Raw genomic sequence first — 19,863 nt, 5'->3', positions numbered from 1 at the left:
CCCCCCCCACACCACCCCCCCCCCCCCCCCCCCCCACACCCACCCCCCCCCCCCCCCCCCCCCCCCCCCCCCCCCCCCCCCCCCCCCCCCCCTTCGCCGTTCTCAGATCAAGACCCGGCGGAAGTCTCGCCGTTTTCCTCTTCCGGATCGAGCCAGTCGACTTTGCCCGCCTTCTCGCGGAGATGCTCGCGCTCCCAGAACTCGTAGTCCCAGTCGGCGGCAAGGCGCGAGTAGTACTCGTAGGCAGACCGCCTCGCTTCCTGCTCTTCGGAAGTCGGCTCAGTCACGGCAGGTCGATCGGCAGGATCTCGAAGAAGTCGAAACCAGGAGTCAGCGGCTTGATCGCACGGAAGTCTCGTTGATCGAGCGTGAAGATCCGGTTGGTGTTGTACTTCGATGCGAGCGCGACTCCGATCGTGTCGGCCAGGTCGAGTTGGAGGCCGTAGTAAAGCTGTCGTACCCGATCAGCGGTGGCGAAGTCCTCAGCCGTGATCTGCGCGAGCTGGTGTGTGCCGCTGAGGAAGTCCTTGATGAGGTCGGCACAGACGCTGGTCGCGTACTCGAATCCGTAATCTCGCCGCACCAGGTGATCGAGCTCGGTCATGACAAGCGGTGAGATGTAGAGCGTTTCGTTCTGGAAGATCTCTTGTGCGGCTGCTGAATACGACTCCTGCGGATCGAATGCCGCGATCAACGCAGAAGTATCGGCGACAATGATCACCGCTTCGCGACTCTCCGCTTGATGCTTTCGTAGATGGCGTCGTCGATCTCTTCCATCGTGCGGGGACCGTTCTTTCGCGGCGGCAACACGGTGTATGGCTCGCGTCGCTCGGGGCGGCGCCGTTTGGTTTCGGCCGCGAGGCGTTCGGCGGCGCGTCGAAGGAACTCGGATCTGGAAATGCCGAGTTGCCGAGCGGCGATCGCAATGTCGTGCTCAAGCTCATCTGAGAGGTACAGCGTCGTCTTGTGCATGCCACCCATGATACCACCCAAGTCAGTTTTGACCGGTTTCCCCTAGCCAGCGGGCGAGGCGGCCTGCCCTGGACAGGGCGGTGAGGCGCTGTTCCGTTGCCTCTCGGAGGGCGGGGGTGGTCATGACGATGAGCTGGTCTTCCGAGCGGAGGCGGTCGGCTTTGGCGGGGACGAAGAGACGCTCTTTGCGCACGACTCCGGCGATGGCGCTGCCTTCGGGGAGGCGCAGTTCGAAGATGCGCAGGCCCGCCAGGCCCGAGCTCTTCTGGACGGCGATGGTGAGGACCTCGGCGTCGACGGCGTCGAGCGGGGCCGCCTCGATCTCGACCTCGCGGGCCGATTCGGCCTGCACCAGGCCGAGGCGGCGGGCCACCCACGGCAGGGTCGGGCCCTGCAGGAGCGTGAAGACGACGACGAGCACGAACACCATGTCCCAGAGCGCCTGCGCGCCAGGCAGGTTCGCCGCGTGCGGGATCGTGGCAAGGACGATGGGGATGGCGCCGCGCAGGCCCGCCCAGGACAGGAGCGTCTTCTCCTTGAAGGTGAACCGGAACGGGATGAGGCACAGCCACACAGACAATGGCCGCGCGACGAGAGTGAGGACCCCGCCGACGACCAGGGCCGGGACGATCGCGTGCACGAGGTTCCCGGGGGAGGCCAGCAGCCCGAGCATGACGAACATGCCGAGCTGCGCCATCCAGCCCAGGCCCGTCGCGAACGACTGGGTCGCGGCCCGGTGGGGCAGGTGCGAGTTGCCGAGGACGAGCGCGGCCAGGTACGCCGCGATGAACCCCGACGCGTGCAGCACCCCGGCGGCGGCGAACGCCGCCAGGCCGAGGCTGAACACCGCCAGCGGATAGAGCCCCGAGACCGGGAGGGCCAGGCGCCGCAGGAGCCAGGCCCCGCCGAACCCGATCGCGACGCCGAGTGCCGAGCCGACGGCGAGCTCCCAGACCAGGTCGCCCAGCAGGTGCGCCGGGTCGGGAATCCCTGCCGCCGAAGAGAACGCGAGCACGAGGATCACCGCGGGCGCGTCGTTGAAGCCCGACTCGGCCTCCAAGGTGCCGCTGAGCCGCTTGGGCAGGCCGACGCCGCGCAGTTCGGAGAACACTGCCGCCGCATCGGTCGAGGCGACGACCGCGCCCATCGCCAGCGACACCTGCCAGTCGAAGCCGAGGAGGTAGTGCGCGCCGAGTGCAGTGACCGTGACCGAGACGCCGACACCGGCGGTGGCGAGCATCCCGGCCGGGGCGAGCTGCTTCGAGATCGCCTTCCACCGGGTCGAGAGGCCGCCCTCGATGAGGATGAGCGCCAAGGCGAACGTGCCGATGACCTGGGCGAGTTCGAAGTCCTCGAAGCGGATTCCGACGCCGCCCTCCCCGAGGACCATCCCGGCGCCGAGGAAGATCAGCAGCGCCGGGAGCCCCAGCCGGTGCGTGGCGCGGATGGCGGCGATGGAGAGGAGCACGGTGACGCAGCCTATGAGCACTACGAGGTACAGCTGGGGCAACGTCACGTCCGGAGCTTAACCGACACGGCGTGTCACGGTGTTTTCGTCGGGTTTCCAGCTCGCTTCCCGCGTGGCCTAGGATCGTCCCGTGGAAGAGCGCGAAGGCGAAGGCGTCGGCGTCCCCGACGGGTACGAGCGGCTGTGGACCCCGCACCGCATGTCCTATATCCAAGGCGAGGGCAAGCCCACCGGCGACGACGCGGACGTCGAGGGCTGCCCGTTCTGCGAGATCCCCAAGCTCGAGGACGCGGACGGCAACATCGTCGCCCGCGCCTCCTCGATGTACGTGGTGATGAACAAGTACCCGTACAACAACGGCCACCTCATGGTCGTGCCCTACCGGCACGTGCCCGACTACACCGACCTCGACGCCGACGAGATCGCCGAGATGGGCGCGCTCACCCAGCGCGCCATGACGGTGCTGCGCGCCGTGATGGGCGCGCACGGGTTCAACATCGGCATGAACCAGGGCCAGGTCGCGGGCGCCGGGATCGCCGGGCACCTGCACCAGCACATCGTCCCGCGCTGGGGCGGCGACGCGAACTTCATGCCGATCATCGGGCGCACGAAGACCCTCCCGCAGCTGCTGAAGGACACCCGCGCGGACCTCGCGGCCGCATGGGAGCGGGTGTGACCGGGCGGACCCCGTTAGAGTCAAGGTGTGGCCCCTCCCCGGCTTCCCGGGGGGCGGGCTCCGCACCCACTTGCCCGAACACCCACTTGGGCCGGCCTAAGAAAAACAGGAGACCATGGCGAAGTTCCTTCGGACCTCTGGCCGAGCGGGCGTACGCCGCTACGTCGACGCCGCCGCGAAGGTCCTCATCCGCGTCGGCGTGTCCGCCAATGCCGTCACCGTCGCCGGGACCGCCGTGGTCGTCGGCGCGTCCGTGCTGCTGCTCGCCCCCGGGTACCTGCTCGCGGGCCTCATCGTGGTCGCGGCCTCGGTCCTCACCGACATGCTCGACGGCGCGATCGCCCGCGTCAACGGCACCAGCAGCCGCTTCGGCGCGCTCCTGGACTCCACTTGCGACCGCCTCGCGGACGGCGCGATCTTCGCGGGCCTCGCCTACTTCCTCCTCGCCGAGGACCGGGGCCTGGGCGGCGCGTTCGCGCTGTGGGCGCTCATCGCCTCGCAGATGGTCTCGTACGTGAAGGCCCGCGCCGAATCGCTCGGCGCCGAGTGCAATGTGGGCATCGCCGAGCGCCCCGAGCGGCTCATCGTCGCGGCCGCCACGGTCCTGGCCGAGGTCCTGGGCGTGCCGTGGGCGCTCGAAGCGGGCATGGGCCTGCTGGCCGTGCTCGCCTCGATCACCGTGGTGCAGCGCCTGGTGTTCGCGCGCGCGGTGCTCGCCGCGAGCGAGGAGCGCGTCGATGTCTGAGCGCCTCACCGAGCTGGCCTACCTGGCCGCCTGGCGCGGCGTGCGGCTCCTCCCCGAGGGCGCGGCCGGCGCCTTGGGGAACCGCTTCGCGGACCGCGCGCTGAAGAAGAACGGCCGCGGCGTGCGCCAGCTGCGCAAGAACCTCGCCCGCGTCGTCGGCGGCGAACCTGACGAGGCGCTGATGCGCCAGGCGATGCGCTCGTACGCCCGGTACTGGCTGGAGGCGTTCCGCCTGCCGTCGATGAGCACCGCGCAGCTCGAGCGGAAGTTCGAGATGAACGGGTACGAGCCCGTGCACGAGCGCGCCCAGCGGGGCCTCGGTTCGATCGTGGCCCTGCCGCACTGCGGGAACTGGGACTTCGCGGGCGCCTGGGTCGGCGCGGTCGCGAAGGACCGGCTCACCACCGTGGCCGAGCGGCTGAAGCCCGAAGGGGTCTACCGGCGGTTCCTCGAGTACCGCGAGTCGCTGGGCATGACGATCATCCCCACCTCCGGAGGGGACCGCAATCCGCAAGCGGCCCTTGGTGAAGCGCTCGACGCCGGGCACGTGATCGCGCTCGTGGCCGACCGCGACCTGGGGCGCGGGGGCACCGAGGTGAAGTTCTTCGGCGAGGCCACCACGTTCCCCACCGGGCCTGCGCTGCTGGCGATCCGCAACAAGGTCGAGCTGTTCACCGCCGCGATCCACTACGAGGACGACCGCGCGGTCTGCCACATCACCGGCCCGGTCGACCTGGGCACCGGGTCGTTCCGCGAGCGCGTCTCCGGCACGACCCAGCGCATGGCGGAGGCCTTCGAGGAGGGCATCCGCGCCCACCCCGCCGACTGGCACATGCTGCAGCGCTTCTGGTCCGCCGATTTCGACGCGCCGAAGGAAAGCGCGGCCTGACATGGCTGACCTGCTGCGGATCGGGATCGTCAGCCCGTACTCCTTCGACGTCCCCGGCGGGGTCCAGTTCCACATCCGCGACCTCGCCGAGACCCTGATCGACGCCGGGCACGAGGTGTCGGTACTGGCCCCCGCCACCGAGACCGCGGACCTGCCGGACTTCGTGGTCCCCGGCGGCAAGGCCGTCGCGGTGCCCTACAACGGGTCCGTCGCGCGCCTGGCCTTCGGGCCGCGCTCGGCCGCGCGCGTGCGCAAGTGGTGCGCGGAAGGCGACTTCGACGTCGTCCACGTGCACGAACCGCTCACGTTGAGCCTTTCCTATCTCGCGGTGCTCAACGCCAAGTGCCCGGTCGTGGCCACGTTCCACACCGCGATCACGCGCTCCCGGATGCTCGCGGCCGGGAAGCACATGGCGCAGCTGGTCCTCGAGAGCCTCTCGGCGCGCATCGCCGTGAGCCCCTACGCCCGCAAGGTCCAGGTCGAGCACCTGGGCGGCGGCGCGGTCGAGATCCCCAACGGCGTCTCGGTCGCGTTCTACCGCAAGGCGGCCCCGCTCGCGGACAAGCCGGACGGGCCCACGATCGGGTTCATGGGCCGCTACACCGAGCCGCGCAAGGGCTTCCCGATCCTCCGCGAGGCCTTCGCGCGCCTCGCCGCCGACCGCCCCGACCTGCACCTGCTGGTCGTCGGCCGCGGCGACCCCGAGGCCGCGGTCGCCGGGCTGGACCCGGACATCGCCCGCCGCATCCGCTTCCTCGGCGCGGTCCCCGACGAGGAGAAGGCGTCGATGCTCGCGGGCGTGGACCTCTACGTCGCCCCCAACACCGGCGGCGAGTCGTTCGGGATGGTCCTCACCGAGGCCATGGCCGCCGGGACCTGCGTCCTCGCCTCCGATATCGAGGCGTTCAGCGCCGTCCTCGACGACGGGAACGCGGGGGAGCTGTTCGCCATGGGCGACAGCGCCGACCTCGCCGCCAAGGCCGCCCGCCTCCTCGACGACAAGGAACTTCGTACATCGTACGTAGAGCGGGCGAACGAGTGGGTCAAACGCTACGACTGGCCCGAGGTCGCCGCCCGCCTCCTGGAGGTCTACCGCGCCGCCATCGAAGCGGGCACCGAACGCCGCTGAACCCTACAAAACGAGTGATGGCCTCTTTACTCTGCGTACAAAACGGGTACATAATGAGGCGAAGGGGCCGCGTAATCCCGTGCCGGAGCCGCACGCGCGCGGACCTCACGGAGGGCAGTTCCATGGCCGATATCTCTCACAAGGGCGAAGCGATGGCGGGCGAGGCGATGACCGCCCACCCCGACGTCCACGAGATGCGGGCCCGCTACGACAAGATGCTCGGCCGGAGGGACGTGGCGTTCATCGACGCCCCCGTCTTCCTCGTCGGCCTGTACTGCATCATCTCGCCCTGGGTGGTCGGATTCTCGGCCACGCAGGCCGACTTCGCCACGCACAACCTGATCGTCGGCATCGCAGTCGGCCTGCTGGCGCTCGGTTTCACCGTGGCACCTGAGCGCATGTACGGCATGAGCTGGGCGCTCTGCGCCGTCGGCATCTGGCTGGCGGTGTCGCCGTGGGTGCTCATCACCAACCCGGAGACGAGCCTCATCTGGAACAACGTCATCGTCGGCGCGGTGACGTTCCTCCTCGGCCTCATGGCCGCCTGGCAAGTGCGCAACTTCCGCACCGAACCAGGAGCGGAGATGTAGCCCGGACCCGAACCCGCAACAGCGCCCGCCACCGGATCTCCGGTGGTGGGCGCTTCCACGTAATATCAGCCCGATGTGGTGGTTGGCTGTGCTCGTGACGATCGTGGCCGTCGTAGGCGCGTACGCGACATGGACGGTCACCCGCGTCGAACGCCTGCACCGCCGCGCCCGCGCCGCCGAGGGCGCCCTCCTCGCCAAACTCGACGACCGCGCCGAGACCGTCCTCAAATTCGTCGGCAACCCCGGCTTCGAAGAGGTCGTCGCCCTTGCCCTCTCCGTCGTCGCCGTCCCCGCCGACACCCAGCGCCAGCGCGAACTGCGCGAGTACGCCGAGAACGACCTCACCCGAGCCCTGCGCGAACTCGCCGAGAACCCGGTCTGGTCCGACGACCTCGACGCCGCCAACCGCCGCGTCGCCCTCGCCCGCCAGATCCACTCCGACTTCGTGCGCGACGCCGTCGCCTCCCGCTCCCTCCCCATGTCGGTCGTCCTCCGCCTCCACCACCGCCTGCCCCGCCCCGAGTACTGGGACATCGAGGACCCCGTGCACTGAGACGGACCCGCCCCGGGTTCGTATCACCGGGTCTGTGAGGCGGGTCGCGGCGTAGACTCGGCCAGGTCAGCACCCCTCATGGCGAAGTTCACGCGCCATAAGACGCCCACCAGTTGACGACTACCTCAGATGGAGCCGGGAACCGTGTCAGAGACCCAGAAGACCGAGGCCGAGATCGGGACCGCCCGAGTCAAGCGCGGCATGGCCGACATGCTGAAAGGCGGCGTCATCATGGACGTCGTCACGCCCGAGCAGGCCAAGATCGCCGAAGACGCCGGTGCCGTCGCGGTCATGGCGCTCGAGCGCGTCCCGGCCGACATCCGCCGCGAAGGCGGCGTCTCGCGCATGTCCGACCCCGACATGATCGACGGCATCATCGAGGCCGTCTCGATCCCCGTCATGGCCAAGGCCCGCATCGGCCACTTCACCGAAGCGGCCGTCCTGGAGTCCCTCGGCGTCGACTACGTGGACGAGTCCGAGGTCCTCACCCCCGCCGACGAGGCCAACCACATCGACAAGTGGCAGTACAACGTGCCGTTCGTCTGCGGCGCGACCAACCTCGGCGAGGCCCTGCGCCGCATCAGTGAAGGCGCGGCCATGATCCGCTCCAAGGGCGAGGCCGGCACCGGCAACGTCGTCGAGGCCACCCGCCACATGCGACAGATCCGCCAGGACATCGGCAAGCTCACCACGCTCGACTCCACCGAGCTGTACGCCGCCGCCAAGGAACTCCGCGCGCCGTACGAGCTCGTCGCCGAGGTCGCCAAGCTCGGCAAGCTCCCCGTGGTGCTCTTCACCGCGGGCGGCATCGCCACCCCCGCCGACGCGGCCATGATGATGCAGCTCGGCGCCGAGGGCGTCTTCGTCGGCTCCGGCATCTTCAAGTCCGGCGACCCGGCCAAGCGCGCCGCCGCCATCGTCAAGGCCACCGCCTTCTACGACGACCCGAAGGTCATCGCCGAGGTCTCCCGCGGCCTGGGCGAGGCCATGGTCGGCATCAACGTCGACACCCTCCCCGAGGACCAGAAGCTCGCCAAGCGCGGCTGGTAACCGAGAACGCGAAACGGGCCGGGAGCACTGCTCCCGGCCCGCCTGCATGTCCTAGAGGTCGAGCAGGGCCCCGCCGGTGGCGAGGACCGCCTCGCAGTTGTTCCCGTACTCCTCCATGAACAGCTGCGGCTCCCCCTGCCAGTGCCCGGCCACGACGACCTGCACGGGCCGGTACTCCTTGGTGCACATGCCGTCCGCCGCCGGGATCTGGTCGATCCGCCCGCCCGCGTCCTCGAGCTGCGCGCACACCTGCTCGCCGTTGGGGTGCTCGCCCAGTTCGGCCGGGCAGGTCAGGGTGATCGTGAAGTCCCCGCTCCCGTCCAGCGGGTGCATGTAGACCGTGAAGTGGCTGTGCGGGGCGTCCGCGTGGAGGGCCTGGGCCGGTCCGGCCGCGGCCGCCTGCGCGAGTGCGGCCGCGCCGATTACGGCTGCGGCGCTGACAAACTGCTTGAGCATGCCGCGATCCTAAGGACCCGAAGGGTGCCGCACCTGCTTCGACACGCTTTAGGCTGGACCCATGGACGCAAGCGACCTCGACCGGCTCCCGACCCCCGACCTCCAGCGCCGCGCGTTCGCGCTGGCGCGCGAACGCCACGACTGGCGGTTCTTCATCGAACTGTTCCGGCACACCCCGACCGCGCTCGAGTCCGAGGACATCGACCCGGACGTGGCCGAGATCGGCGTCGCGATCGACGACCTGCTCGGCATCTGGCGCGAAGCCACCAAAGGGGACTGGGGCGGTGCCGAACCGCTGGCGCGGGCGGCGTTCATCGACTACATCCAGCGGCACGGCGCCGCCGACGAGCCGACCGCCTAGTCCTCCGCGAGGTCCTTCTCGCTCTTGCTGAGCCACCAGCGGATGTCGGTGGAGAAGAGCCACCACAGGGCGAGCACGGACGCGAACACCCACGGGGCGACCAGGAGCCCGAACTGCGTGGACATGTACATGCCCTCCACGAACAGGACCGCGGTGGCGCCGACGGCCCACCAGCGCACGACCTTGAGGCGGGACTTGAGGCGGGTTGCGCACAGCGCCGCGATGATCGAGGCGACGACCGCGAGGCCTGCGATGGTGACCGTCATGACGAGGAACCCGGTGCTCTGGAACGTCTCGTACGCGGTCTTCGCGATCTCCTCGGGCGTGGTGCCCTCGACCGGGTTGTCCTGGTAGTGCTTCAGGATCTCCGCTTCGCTGATGTTGCGCGCGCCGAGGGAGTTGTAGAAGAACAGGGTGCCGAGCAGCACCGCGAACGCCACCTGCACCCACATCGCGATCTGGAGCCGCAGGAGCTTCTTGCGGGGCATCTCGCCCTCGCCGTTCGCGTCCTTCTCGGGCTCGATCGGGCCCTTGTCGCGGCCGAAGTTCGGTTGCGGAAGCATTATGTGGCCTTTCAGCGGTATCGGCTGGGTCGCCGCCCGGGCGCTCGCCCTAGTGGTTGAACCAGCGGCGGGCGAAGCGCTCGGTAAGCGTTCCCAAGATCGTAATCGGCACGATGACGAGGCCGATGCAGAGCGCCCAGTAGAGTCCGCCGGTGAACAGCAGCCAGCCGAGCCCGACGATCGCGGCGACCTGCACGAGCAGGATCAGGAGCCACAGGATGCGCCACTGGAAGCGCAGCAGGGCGATGGCGAGGACCAGGAACAGCGCGAGGCCGCCCAGGCCCACGGCGGCGCGGTAGACGTCGTGCACGGCGGCCGGGGGCACGAAGTCCTTGGCCTGGTGGTGCAGCAGCACGATGAGGCCGCCCGCGGCGAGCGCGATGAGCGCTTCGATCCACATGGTGTTGCGTCCGGCCCGGACGGCGCGGGGCATCGGGTTGCGCTTCGAGGTCTTGGCCATCTTCTTCTTACTCCCGGGCATGAAGGGGTGCGTCACGTTCGATCGCAGACTTTAACGGATCGTCGCCTCTCGGCCGAGTTCAGCCCGGTTTCGGTCACAGCACCGATCTTCCAGGTAGGCACGGGAGCGAACCCGAATTACGCTTGTGGCGCCCGATAGCCCGAGACTTTTGGAGTTCTCTGATGACCGCTGTGCCCCTGATCGGCGTGCTCGCCCTGCAAGGCGACGTGGTCGACCACATGCGCGCGCTCGAGGCCGCGGGCGCCCGGGCCGTGCGGGTGCGCCGGGCCGAGGAGCTCGACGCCGTCGAGGGCCTGGTGATCCCCGGCGGGGAGTCGACCACGATGAGCAAGCTCCTGGAGATCTTCGACCTGTTCGACCCGGTCAAGAAGCGCCTGGACGCCGGGCTGCCGGTGTTCGGGTCGTGCGCGGGCATGATCATGCTCGCCGACGAGGTCCTGGACGGCCGCCCCGACCAGCGCTCGTTCGGCGCAATCCCGATGACGGTGCGCCGCAACGCGTTCGGCCGCCAAGTGGACTCGTTCGAGACGGAGATCGCGGTCGACGGGATCGCGGGCGACCCGTTCCGGGCCGTGTTCATCCGGGCCCCGTGGGTCGAGCGCGTAGGTGAAGGCGTCCAGGTCCTCGCCAGGGTCCCCAGCGGGGACGGGGAGGGCGGCGAGCAGGGCGGTAGGATCGTCGCCGTACGTGCGGGCGCTTGCCTGGCCACCTCCTTCCACCCGGAGGTGACCGCTGACGCGCGGGTGCACGAGTACTTCGTGGGAATGGTCCGAGGCGCAGACGCCGGACCGGTCGAGTAAGAGGAACGAGGAACGCCGGTATGAGTGGTCACTCCAAGTGGGCGACGACCAAGCACAAGAAGGCCGCGATCGACGCCAAGCGGGGCAAGATCTTCGCGAAGCTCATCAAGAACATCGAGGTCGCGGCGCGCACCGGCGGTCCTGACCCGACGGGCAACCCGACCCTCTTCGACGCGATCCAGAAGGCCAAGAAGAGCTCGGTCCCCAACGACAACATCGACCGCGCGGTCAAGCGCGGCGGCGGGCTCGACGGCGGCGGCGTCGACTACGAGACCCTGATGTACGAAGGCTATGCGTCGGGCGGTGTCGCGGTGCTCATCGAGTGCCTGACCGACAACCGCAACCGCGCTGCCGCTGAGGTCCGCGTGGCGCTGACGCGCAACGGCGGCTCGCTCGGCGAAGCCGGTTCCGTCGGGTACATGTTCTCCCGCAAGGGCACGATCATCGTCTCCGCCGACGAGAAGCTGACCGAGGACGACATCCTCATGGCGGTCCTCGACGCGGGCGCCGAAGAGGTCAACGACCTCGGCGAGGGCGGCTTCGAGGTGCTGTGCGAGCCGACCGACCTGATCGCGGTGCGCACCGCCCTGCAGGAGGCCGGGATCGACTACGACTCGGCCGAGGCCGGCTTCGTGGCCTCCACGAACATCGCCGTGGACGTCGAGGGCGCGCGCAAGGTCATCCGCGTGGTCGACGCGCTGGAGGACTCGGACGAGGTCCAGAACGTGTGGACCAACGCCGACATCTCCGACGAGGTGCTGGCCCAGCTCGACGCCGAATAAGACGAACGCGAGAAAAGGCCCGGAACGCCGTGCGTTCCGGGCCTTTCGCCTGTTCAAGAGGGTTTAGACCGCGTTCCGGGCGGGCACCTCCGGACCGTGGGAGACGCGAGGTTCGCCGACCGGGGGGACGCCGGACGTGCACTGGCGCTCCGGCTGGTCGACGACTACTACGGCCGCGACGACCTGCTGGTGCTGGGGCTCCCGCGCGGCGGTGTGCCGGTGGCCTTCGAGGTGGCGATGGCTCTCGAGGCGCCCCTGGACGTGTTCGTGGTCCGCAAGATCGGCGTGCCCGGCCGGGAGGAGCTGGCGATGGGCGCGGTCGCCTCCGGCGGCGCGGTGGTGATGAACTACGAGGTGGCGGACATGATCGACATCGCCCCGCGGGAGTTCGACGAGGCCGCCGAGCGCGCGCTCGCCGAGCTCGCGCGGCGCGAGGAGGTCTACGCGAAGGGCCGCCCGCCCCTGCGGCCCGAAGGCAAGACGGTGATGCTCGTCGACGACGGCCTGGCCACCGGGTCCACGATGCACGCGGCCGTGCGGGCCGTGTCGGAGCTGGGCCCGGAGCGGGTGGTCGTCGCCGTGCCGTGCGCGCCGAAGTCGGCCTGCCGGGAGCTCTCGGCGATGGTCGACGAGCTGGTGTGCCTGTCGAGCCCGGCCTGGTTCCAGGCGGTGGGCCAGTGCTACGAGCGGTTCGACCAGACCAGCGACGACGAAGTGGGCGAGCTCCTGGCGTTGGCCGCGTTGCGCGGGGACGGGTGAGGGCGTCGAGACGCGCGAGGGGCCCGGAGCGAACGCTCCGGGCCCCTGCTGCTTGCGCTCTTAAGCGACCGCGGGTTCCTTGCGGTACACCGCGATCGTCCACACGACCGCGGCCGCCGTGGCGACCGCGTACACGCTCAGGCCGATCGTCATGTTCGCGAGCGTCACGCCGCCGATGGTGGCGAGGGCGGGCATCGCGCCGCCCGCGCCCATCTGCAGCGAGCCCATGAACGCCGAGGCGGTCCCGGCGATCTGGGGCGGCTGCGAGGACATAGCGGCCGCGCCCGCGTTCGGGAAGACGACGCCGCAGCCGAACATCATGAGCACGATCCCGGCGGGGACCGTCCACAGGTTCTCGGCGCCCGCGAACTGGACGGCGGCGATCCACGCGACGCCCGCGAGCGAGATCGCCATGCCGGTGATCATGCGCTGGTTCGACTCGGAGCGGTCGATCATGAGCATGTTGACCTGGTTGCCGGCCAGGAGCGCGAGCGTGCCGAGCGCGAACAGCAGCGAGTAGAAGCCCGCGGTGGCGCCCAGTTCGTTCTGGGAGATGAAACTGAACGTCGAGACGTACGTGAACAGCATCGAGAAGTTCATGATGACCACGAGCGTGGGCGCGATGAAGCGCGCGTCGCGGATCAACGTCCACAGGGACTGGGCGAACTCGCGCCCGCCCATCGCGCGGCGCTCCTGCGCCGGGAGGCTCTCGGGCAGGAACTTCCACACCAGGAACGTGGTCAGGACCGACAGGACGGCCATGAACACGAACACGGTCTGCCAGGGGCCGAAGCGGATGAGCTGCGCGCCGACGATCGGGCCGAGCATCGGCGCGAGCATCGTGACGAACATCATCTTCGCCGTGAAACGGGTCATGTCGTCGCCCGCGAAGTGGTCGCGGATGACCGCGCGGGCCACCACGACCCCGGCCGCGCCGCTGAGGCCCTGGATGAAGCGCATGGCGATGAGCAGGTCGGCGCTCTGGGCCACGGTGCACACCAGCGAGGTGACGGTGAAGACCATCATGCCGATGAGCAGGGGCTTGCGGCGGCCGATGCGGTCGGAGAGCGGGCCGATGAAGGCCTGGCCGAGGCCCATGCCGATCATCATGGAGGTCAAGGTGAGCTGGATGCGGCTCTCGGGGGAGCCGAGGGCGTCGGCCATCGCGGGGAACGCGGGAAGGTACAGGTCGATCGCGATCGGCGCGGTCGCCGACAGCGCGCCGAGCACGAACACCATCGTGGCGATGAAGCGTCGCGAGTGTCCGGGCGCGGCGACCGGCGGTATGAAGGCAGCAGCAGACACAGGTGGTCCCAACAGGTTTCGCAGGGTGGAAATGGAGCGGAGAAGGACAGCGGCGGGCCGGACTCGTCTCTCGCGTCTCGCACCGATGGGAGGTGGCCGCGAGCGGTCCGGCCAGCTCCAAGCCAAGCACGTTACTAGCCGACCGGCAAGTGGTTTATGGGCTAGGCCACCGGTCCGATTCCCGACTGATGACGGTCAGTCCGCTGCGCTCCTCCCGACGTGCTTCGGGCCGAACGTCGGACCGGCCGGATAAGCTGACGCGAATCCAGCGACAGGAGGAACGCGTGCGCGTCATGGGGATCGACCCGGGCCTGACCCGGTGCGGCGTCGGCATCGTCGACGGCCGGCCCGGCGCACCCGGCACCATGGTCGCCGTCGGCGTCGTCCGCACCGATCCCGAAGCGTCCCTTGCCGACCGGCTCCTCGCCCTCGACGACGGCCTGCGCGCCTTCCTCGCCGAGCACGAACCCGAAGCGGTCGCCGTCGAACGCGTCTTCAGTCAGCACAATGTGGCCAGTGTCATCGGCACCGCCCAGGCCTCCGGCATCGCGCTCCTCGCAGGGGCCCGCCTCGGCCTGCCCACCGCCACCTACACGCCCTCCGAAGTGAAGTCAGCCGTCTGCGGCAACGGCACCGCCGACAAGCGCCAGGTCACCGCCATGGTCACCCGCATCCTCCGCCTCAAGGAAGCGCCCAAACCCGCCGACGCGGCCGACGCCCTCGCCATCGCCATCTGCCACCTGTGGCGCGGCGGCGTCAAAGCCCGTATCAGTGCCGCCTTGAACAACAGTGCCGCCGTCAACAAGGAGAGCGCCCGATGATCGCCCAGCTCACCGGCACCATCGCCGCCGTCGGCGAGGCCTACGCCGTCGTCGACGTCCAAGGCGTCGGCTACGCCGTCCACGCCGGGGCCCACACGCTCGCCAACCTGAAAGTCGGCTCCACCACCGTCCTCGCCATCTCCACCATCGTCCGCGAAGACTCGATCACCCTGCACGGCTTCAACACCGCCGACGAACGCGACCTGTTCGAACTGCTGCAGAACGCCCAGAAGATCGGCCCGCGCATCGCCCGCGACGCCGTCGACGTGCTCCGCCCCGACGCCATCCGCCGCGCCATCGCCACCGGCGACACCGCCACCCTCACCCGCATCCCCGGCGTCGGCCAGAAGAGCGCCGAGCGCATCGTCCTCGACCTCGCCGACAAGATCGGCCCCGTCGACCTCGGCAACGTCCCCAAACAGGCCGGAGGCCGCCCCGGCGGCTGGAGGACCCAGGTCTCCCAAGGCCTCCAGGCCCTCGGCTGGTCCGCCAAGGAAGCCGAGACCGCCATCGAGCAGCTCGACGCCGAAGGCGCCGAAGGCCAGGACGTCCCCTCGCTCCTCAAGCAGGCCATCCGACTCCTCGGGAAGCGATAGCCCATGGAACGACCCGACGACTACTCCGCAGAGGAATGGGACGCGGCCCTCACCGCCGCCGAAGCCACCGAACTCGACCGCCTCGCCGAAGAGGGCATCCGCCCCGGCAAGCTCGACGACGTCATCGGCCAGACCCGCGTCCGCGAGCAGATCAGCCTCCTCCTCGAAGGCGCCCGCCGCCGCGGCACCTCACCCGACCACCTCCTGCTCTCCGGCCCGCCCGGCCTCGGCAAGACCACCCTCGCCATGATCACCGCCGCCGAACTCGGCGTCGGCCTGCGCCAGACCTCCGGCCCCGCCATCGAGCGCTCCGGCGACCTCGCCGCGATCCTCACCAGCCTCGGCCCGAACGAAGTCCTCTTCATCGACGAGATCCACCGCATCGCCCGCCCCGCCGAAGAACTCCTCTACACCGCCATGGAGGACTTCCGCGTCGACGTCATCGTCGGCAAAGGCCCCGGCGCCACCGCCATCCCGCTCGAACTCGAACCGTTCACCCTCGTCGGCGCCACCACCCGCGCCGGGCTCCTCACCGGGCCCCTGCGCGACCGCTTCGGTTTCCTCGGCCAGCTCGAGTTCTACAACGACGACGAACTCCAGGCCATCGTCACCCGCTCGGCCGGCATCCTCGACGTCGCCATCGACCCCGCCGGAGCCGCCGAGATCGCCGGACGCTCCCGCGGCACACCCCGCATCGCCAACCGCCTCCTGCGCCGCGTCCGCGACTTCGCCCAGGTCCGCGCCGACGGCGTCATCACCGCCAAGGTCGCCGCCGAAGCGCTCCAGCTCTACGACGTCGACGACCTCGGCCTCGACCGCCTCGACCGCGCCGTCCTGCGCGCCCTCTGCGGCACCTTCAACGGCGGCCCCGTCGGCCTCACCACCATCGCCGTCGCCGTAGGGGAGCAGCCCGACACCGTCGAAGAGGTCTGCGAGCCCTTCCTCGTGCGCGCCGGACTCCTCGCCCGCACCCCGCGCGGCCGCGTCGCCACCGCCGCCGCCTGGCACCACCTGGGACTCAACCCCCCGAACGCCGAAGGGCTCTTCGGCTCCGGCGACGCGTAGGGTGGGCGGCGGAGACGGGTTGTCACCGCTTGCGGGATAGACTCCGCGCACATCACCCACTGACACCGTGACTCACCGGAACGAAAGGCACCACCATGGAGAACGCGACCTTCCTCATCATGATCGTCGGCTTTATCGCGCTGATGTACTTCGTGATGATCCGCCCGCAGAAGAAGCGGCAGAAGGAGCAGCAGGACATGCAGAACAATGTCGCTCCCGGTGCCCGTGTCATGACGATCGGCGGCCTCTACGGCACCGTCGTCGACTCCGACGACGAGACCGTGACCCTCGAAGCCAGCGACGAGACCTTCCTGGTCTTCGCCCGCCAGGCCATCGCCAAGGTCGTCACCCCCGCCGAGACCACTGAGACCGCCGACGAGGCCCCCGCCGAGGACCTCAGCGAAGCCGACGCGACCCTCTCCGACGAGGACCTCGACAAGCTCCGCGCCAGCGACGACGCCGACGGCGAAGGCGACAAGGGCAAGCACACCGGGAACCCGGACCGCAAGGAGTACTAGGGGTACGGTGCCGAAGCACCCCTGGGCCCTGCACCGCCGGTGAGGCACCCGTCCTAGAATGAGCCCCGCCGAGGGTACGTGTGCGAGAGCACAGCCGCGGCGCGCTCCCCGCGCGCCCGCGGCTCCTCGCACCCGCCCCTATTCGAGTTCTGAGGAAGAGACCGACCATTGGCTTCAGTAACGGGCGCTGACCGCCCACGGAAGAAGATCCAGCGCAAGCGCCTGCCAGTCGCCCCCTACTTCGTGGCGCTGCTCCTGGTGCTCGCGATCCTGTGGGTCGCCGCGCTGGCGGGCTCCGGATGGAAGTTCCCCACGCCGAAGCTCGGTCTCGACCTGCAAGGCGGGCTGTCGATGACGCTCACCGCCTACCAGCAGGGGAGCGACGAGCCCCCCTCGCCCGAGACCATGGAGCAGGCCCGCCAGATCATCGAGGGCCGCGTCAACTCCACCGGCGTCTCCGAGCCCGAGGTCTATGTCGAGGGCACCGAGAACATCGTCGTGAACGTCGCGGGCGACGACATCGACGAGCAGGCCCTCCGCGACGTCGGCGCGCCCGCCGAGCTCCGGTTCCGCATCGTCACCAACTCCGTCGCCGACACCTCCGCGCTTGAAGCGGCCCTCGCCGAGGAGACCCCGACCGAGGAGCCCACCGACGGCGCCGGCGAGACCCCCACCGCGGAGTCCTCCGAGACGCCCGCCGACGACGCCACCTCCGAGGCCCCCGCCGAGGAGACCAGCGAGGAGGGCACCGGCTCCGGCCAGGCCGCCACCACCGACGACGTCGCCGCCACCCTCGACGAGGTGTGGGCGAAGGTCGGCCCCGACGCGGCCGCCGCCGCCCAGGCGCTCACCGCCGCCCCCGACGAGGCCACCAGCCTCCTCCTGGAGCCCTTCGGCACCCTGGCACCCGAAGAGGTCGCCCTCCTGCCCGCGACCGTCCAGTTCTACATCCCGCAGATCACCTGCGAGACCCTGGACGCCCGCCCGCCGGGGGCCGTCCAGCAGGCCGACATCGAGGTCACCGCGTGCTCGGCTCCCGAAGCCGCCGCGGCAGACGACCCGTCGCTGACCTTCCAGTACAAGTACCTGCTGCAGCCCGCGACCGTGCTCGGCTCCGACGTCACCTCCGCCGACGTCGGCACCGACCAGGCGAACCTCAACCAGTTCGTGGTCAACGTGCAGTTCTCCGCCGACGGCGCCGACAAGTGGAGCGCCCTCACCACCGAGAACCTGCAGTCGCAGGTCGCGATCGTCCTCGACAACGAGGTCGTCAGCGCCCCGACCATCCAGGAGGTCTCGTCGAACTCGACGCAGATCTCCGGCGAGTTCACCGCCGCCGAGGCCAACCAGCTCGCCGACCAGCTGAACTTCGGTTCGCTGCCGACGAACTTCGTGGTCGAGACCGTCAACGAGGTCACCGCGACCCTCGGTGTCGACCAGCTCGAAGCGGGCATCTTCGCCATGGCCATCGGCCTGCTGCTGGTCATCATCTACTGCTTCGTCTACTACCGCGTGATCGGCTTCGTCGTCCTCGGCAGCCTCGTCGTCGCGGCCGCGATCCTCTACCCGACCGTGTCGCTCCTGGGCTCCCAGATCGGCTTCACCATGACCCTCGCGGGCATCGCGGGCTTCGTGGTCGCCATCGGCATCACGGCCGACTCGTTCGTCGTCTACTTCGAACGCATCAAAGAGGAGATGTCCGGCGGCCGCTCGGTCCGCTCGGCCGTCCCGCGCGCCTGGGTCCGCGCCCGCCGCACCATCCTCTCGGCCAGCGCCGTGTCGATGATCTCCGCGGTCGTCCTGTACATCCTGGCGATCGGCCCGGTCCGGGGCTTCGCGTTCACGCTCGGCCTGTCGACCCTCGTGGACCTCCTGGTGGTGTTCGTGTTCACCCACCCGATGGCCGAGTGGCTGGCCCGCGGCAGGGTCCTCACCAACGTCCACCTCTCGGGGCTCCACTCGAAGTCGACCCCGGCCACCGGCGATGCGGCCGCGAAGGCCTAAGGAGATCCGATGAGCACCAAGCAAGAGAAGCGCCCCAACGTCTTCAGCCAGCTCTACCGCGGCGAGACGGACTTCCAGTTCGTCGCGCACCGCAAGAAGTTCTACATCGCCTCCGCGGTGATCATCGCCGCGCTCGCGGTCGTCATGCTCACCAAGGGGTTCGTCCTCGGCATCGACTTCGCGGGCGGCGTGCAGTACAACGTGCCCGCCGGGCAGACCGAGGCGTCCCTGGAGGACGTGGAGGGCGCGGCCGCCAGCGCCGGGGCCGACGTGGCCTCCGGCCAGGTCGTCGGCTCGGGCGAGGACCGCTCGTACATCATCCGCATCGGCGAGCTCTCGACCGACGAGGCCGCCGAGATCCGCGCGGCCATCGCTGAGGAGGCGGGTGTCGGCTCCGACTCGATCTCGGTCTCCGAGGTCTCGGCGACCTGGGGCGAGTCCGTCTCCCGCCAGGCCCTGATCGCCCTCGCGGTGTTCCTGGTCCTGGTGTCGATCTTCATCTGGATCCGGTTCGAGCGGCGGATGGCCTTCGCGGCCCTCGCGGCGCTCATCCACGACCTCGTGCTGACCGCCGGGATCTACGCCCTGGTCGGCTTCGAGATCACGCCTTCGACGATCGTCGGCATGCTCACGATCCTCGGCTACTCGCTGTACGACACGGTCGTGGTCTTCGACAAGGTCCAGGAGAACACGGCGCAGCTGCTGCAGACCCGCTCCAAGACCTTCGCCGAGGGCGTCAACGACGCGATCAACCAGACCCTCATGCGCTCGATCAACACCTCGCTCATCGGCGTCCTGCCGGTGGCCGCGCTGCTGTTCGTCGGCGTGGGCCTCCTGGGCGTCGGCACGCTGAAGGACCTGGCGCTGGTGCTGTTCGTCGGCATGATCGTGGGCGCGTACTCCTCGATCTTCCTGGCCGCCCCGTGGGTGGTCGACATGGCCGAGCGCGGCGCGGTGTACAAGCGCCACAACCAGAAGGTCGCCAACAAGCGCGCCGGCGTGGAGGACGAGAAGCCCGCCCGCAAGCCCGCGAAGGCCTCTGACGACGACGAGGACGACTTCGTGCTCGCCAAGAGCGAGGACCTGCCGCTCGAACTGCTGGAGGAGCCCGAGAAGGCCTCCAGCGGCTCCGGCCCGAACCGCTCCGGCGGCTCGAAGAAGCGCAAGCGGCGCTAACCGAATGCAGACACGAAGCGGGGGGGGGGGGGGGGGGGGGGGGGGGGGGGGGTGTGGGGGGGGGGGTGGGGGGGGGGGAAGGGGGGGGGAGGGGCTGAAAGAGG

Annotated in this window: 25 protein-coding genes; 17 read left to right on the top strand and 8 right to left on the bottom strand. The window is 69.7% G+C overall.

Features of this window, described 5'->3' with window-relative positions:
- Positions 1–107 precede the first annotated feature (107 nt).
- Genes ACZ60M_RS24425 through ACZ60M_RS24410 form a run of 4 tightly spaced genes read right to left on the bottom strand, consistent with a single transcriptional unit; the run spans position 108 to position 2,488 of the window.
- Positions 108–287, bottom strand: coding sequence for a hypothetical protein (locus tag ACZ60M_RS24425; RefSeq protein WP_465421681.1), 180 nt, complete (start codon positions 285–287; stop codon positions 108–110).
- Positions 284–721 (bottom strand): PIN domain-containing protein, encoded by a 438-nt coding sequence (locus ACZ60M_RS24420; protein WP_465421680.1) that lies wholly within the window; start codon positions 719–721, stop codon positions 284–286. Before ACZ60M_RS24420 ends, ACZ60M_RS24425 begins: the two co-directional genes overlap by 4 nt.
- Entirely contained in the window at positions 718–972 is a 255-nt protein-coding gene (locus tag ACZ60M_RS24415) for a ribbon-helix-helix domain-containing protein (RefSeq protein WP_465421678.1), read from the bottom strand. The genes ACZ60M_RS24420 and ACZ60M_RS24415 overlap by 4 nt, the downstream gene beginning before the upstream one ends.
- A gap of 22 nt (positions 973–994) precedes the next feature.
- A complete protein-coding gene (locus ACZ60M_RS24410) occupies positions 995–2,488 on the bottom strand; it encodes a potassium/proton antiporter (protein WP_465421676.1) in 1,494 nt (497 codons plus the stop codon).
- An 82-nt stretch (positions 2,489–2,570) separates the two neighbouring features.
- Between ACZ60M_RS24410 and ACZ60M_RS24405 the strand changes: the two genes are divergently transcribed.
- The 7 genes from ACZ60M_RS24405 to pdxS all read left to right on the top strand — a co-directional run bounded on the left by ACZ60M_RS24405 (position 2,571) and on the right by pdxS (position 8,072).
- Positions 2,571–3,116, top strand: a complete 546-nt coding sequence (locus ACZ60M_RS24405; RefSeq protein ID WP_465421674.1) for an HIT family protein — start codon at positions 2,571–2,573, stop codon at positions 3,114–3,116.
- Positions 3,117–3,231: 115 nt separating this feature from the next.
- Positions 3,232–3,861, top strand: coding sequence for a phosphatidylinositol phosphate synthase (gene pgsA, locus ACZ60M_RS24400; protein ID WP_465421672.1), 630 nt, complete (start codon positions 3,232–3,234; stop codon positions 3,859–3,861).
- Entirely contained in the window at positions 3,854–4,750 is an 897-nt protein-coding gene (locus ACZ60M_RS24395; RefSeq protein ID WP_465421670.1) for a phosphatidylinositol mannoside acyltransferase, read from the top strand. Before pgsA ends, ACZ60M_RS24395 begins: the two co-directional genes overlap by 8 nt.
- Positions 4,751–4,763: 13 nt before the next feature.
- The gene (locus ACZ60M_RS24390) at positions 4,764–5,879 is read left to right on the top strand and encodes a glycosyltransferase family 4 protein (protein WP_465421683.1); all 1,116 of its coding nucleotides are present in this window, start codon (positions 4,764–4,766) and stop codon (positions 5,877–5,879) included.
- 122 nt (positions 5,880–6,001) lie between these two features.
- The gene (locus ACZ60M_RS24385; RefSeq protein WP_465421668.1) at positions 6,002–6,469 is read left to right on the top strand and encodes an SPW repeat protein; all 468 of its coding nucleotides are present in this window, start codon (positions 6,002–6,004) and stop codon (positions 6,467–6,469) included.
- A gap of 73 nt (positions 6,470–6,542) precedes the next feature.
- Positions 6,543–7,022, top strand: coding sequence for a hypothetical protein (locus ACZ60M_RS24380; protein ID WP_465421666.1), 480 nt, complete (start codon positions 6,543–6,545; stop codon positions 7,020–7,022).
- Positions 7,023–7,151: 129 nt separating this feature from the next.
- Entirely contained in the window at positions 7,152–8,072 is a 921-nt protein-coding gene (gene pdxS, locus ACZ60M_RS24375; RefSeq protein WP_465421664.1) for a pyridoxal 5'-phosphate synthase lyase subunit PdxS, read from the top strand.
- A gap of 51 nt (positions 8,073–8,123) precedes the next feature.
- Here the strand turns inward: pdxS and ACZ60M_RS24370 are convergent, their stop codons facing one another.
- A complete protein-coding gene (locus ACZ60M_RS24370; protein WP_465421662.1) occupies positions 8,124–8,528 on the bottom strand; it encodes an SSI family serine proteinase inhibitor in 405 nt (134 codons plus the stop codon).
- Between the two features lie 61 nt (positions 8,529–8,589).
- Between ACZ60M_RS24370 and ACZ60M_RS24365 the strand changes: the two genes are divergently transcribed.
- On the top strand, positions 8,590–8,889 hold the full coding sequence (locus ACZ60M_RS24365) for a hypothetical protein (RefSeq protein ID WP_465421661.1): 300 nt from the start codon (positions 8,590–8,592) through the stop codon (positions 8,887–8,889).
- Here the strand turns inward: ACZ60M_RS24365 and ACZ60M_RS24360 are convergent.
- A complete protein-coding gene (locus tag ACZ60M_RS24360; RefSeq protein ID WP_465421659.1) occupies positions 8,886–9,452 on the bottom strand; it encodes a hypothetical protein in 567 nt (188 codons plus the stop codon). The genes ACZ60M_RS24365 and ACZ60M_RS24360 overlap by 4 nt on opposite strands.
- Before the next feature lie 49 nt (positions 9,453–9,501).
- Positions 9,502–9,948, bottom strand: a complete 447-nt coding sequence (locus ACZ60M_RS24355) for a hypothetical protein (protein WP_465421657.1) — start codon at positions 9,946–9,948, stop codon at positions 9,502–9,504.
- A 146-nt stretch (positions 9,949–10,094) separates the two neighbouring features.
- Here ACZ60M_RS24355 and pdxT point away from each other — a divergent pair, with 146 nt between their 5' ends.
- From pdxT to ACZ60M_RS24340, 3 genes are all read left to right on the top strand, one after another.
- A complete protein-coding gene (gene pdxT, locus ACZ60M_RS24350) occupies positions 10,095–10,733 on the top strand; it encodes a pyridoxal 5'-phosphate synthase glutaminase subunit PdxT (RefSeq protein ID WP_465421655.1) in 639 nt (212 codons plus the stop codon).
- Positions 10,734–10,753: 20 nt separating this feature from the next.
- Positions 10,754–11,515: a YebC/PmpR family DNA-binding transcriptional regulator gene (locus ACZ60M_RS24345; RefSeq protein ID WP_465421653.1), complete on the top strand. Its 762-nt coding sequence runs from the start codon at positions 10,754–10,756 to the stop codon at positions 11,513–11,515.
- 96 nt (positions 11,516–11,611) lie between these two features.
- Positions 11,612–12,274, top strand: coding sequence for a phosphoribosyltransferase (locus ACZ60M_RS24340; RefSeq protein WP_465421651.1), 663 nt, complete (start codon positions 11,612–11,614; stop codon positions 12,272–12,274).
- A 60-nt stretch (positions 12,275–12,334) separates the two neighbouring features.
- Here the strand turns inward: ACZ60M_RS24340 and ACZ60M_RS24335 are convergent, their stop codons facing one another.
- Positions 12,335–13,579: a multidrug effflux MFS transporter gene (locus tag ACZ60M_RS24335; RefSeq protein ID WP_465421649.1), complete on the bottom strand. Its 1,245-nt coding sequence runs from the start codon at positions 13,577–13,579 to the stop codon at positions 12,335–12,337.
- Positions 13,580–13,863: 284 nt separating this feature from the next.
- Between ACZ60M_RS24335 and ruvC the strand changes: the two genes are divergently transcribed.
- The 6 genes from ruvC (at position 13,864) to secF (ending at position 19,759) form a co-directional block, all read left to right on the top strand.
- Positions 13,864–14,400: a crossover junction endodeoxyribonuclease RuvC gene (gene ruvC / locus ACZ60M_RS24330; RefSeq protein WP_465421647.1), complete on the top strand. Its 537-nt coding sequence runs from the start codon at positions 13,864–13,866 to the stop codon at positions 14,398–14,400.
- Entirely contained in the window at positions 14,397–14,996 is a 600-nt protein-coding gene (ruvA, locus tag ACZ60M_RS24325; protein ID WP_465421645.1) for a Holliday junction branch migration protein RuvA, read from the top strand. Before ruvC ends, ruvA begins: the two co-directional genes overlap by 4 nt.
- A 3-nt stretch (positions 14,997–14,999) precedes the next feature.
- The gene (ruvB, locus tag ACZ60M_RS24320; RefSeq protein WP_465421643.1) at positions 15,000–16,061 is read left to right on the top strand and encodes a Holliday junction branch migration DNA helicase RuvB; all 1,062 of its coding nucleotides are present in this window, start codon (positions 15,000–15,002) and stop codon (positions 16,059–16,061) included.
- Between the two features lie 95 nt (positions 16,062–16,156).
- Positions 16,157–16,579, top strand: a complete 423-nt coding sequence (gene yajC, locus ACZ60M_RS24315; RefSeq protein ID WP_465421641.1) for a preprotein translocase subunit YajC — start codon at positions 16,157–16,159, stop codon at positions 16,577–16,579.
- Positions 16,580–16,747: 168 nt separating this feature from the next.
- Positions 16,748–18,583 (top strand): protein translocase subunit SecD, encoded by a 1,836-nt coding sequence (gene secD / locus ACZ60M_RS24310; protein WP_465421639.1) that lies wholly within the window; start codon positions 16,748–16,750, stop codon positions 18,581–18,583.
- Between the two features lie 9 nt (positions 18,584–18,592).
- Entirely contained in the window at positions 18,593–19,759 is a 1,167-nt protein-coding gene (secF, locus tag ACZ60M_RS24305) for a protein translocase subunit SecF (protein ID WP_465421637.1), read from the top strand.
- Positions 19,760–19,863 lie beyond the last annotated feature (104 nt).

The organism is Glycomyces sp. NPDC050141, from assembly GCF_055586545.1.
Note: the sequence above shows the minus strand (reverse complement) of the source record. Positions and strands in the feature narration are given on the sequence as shown.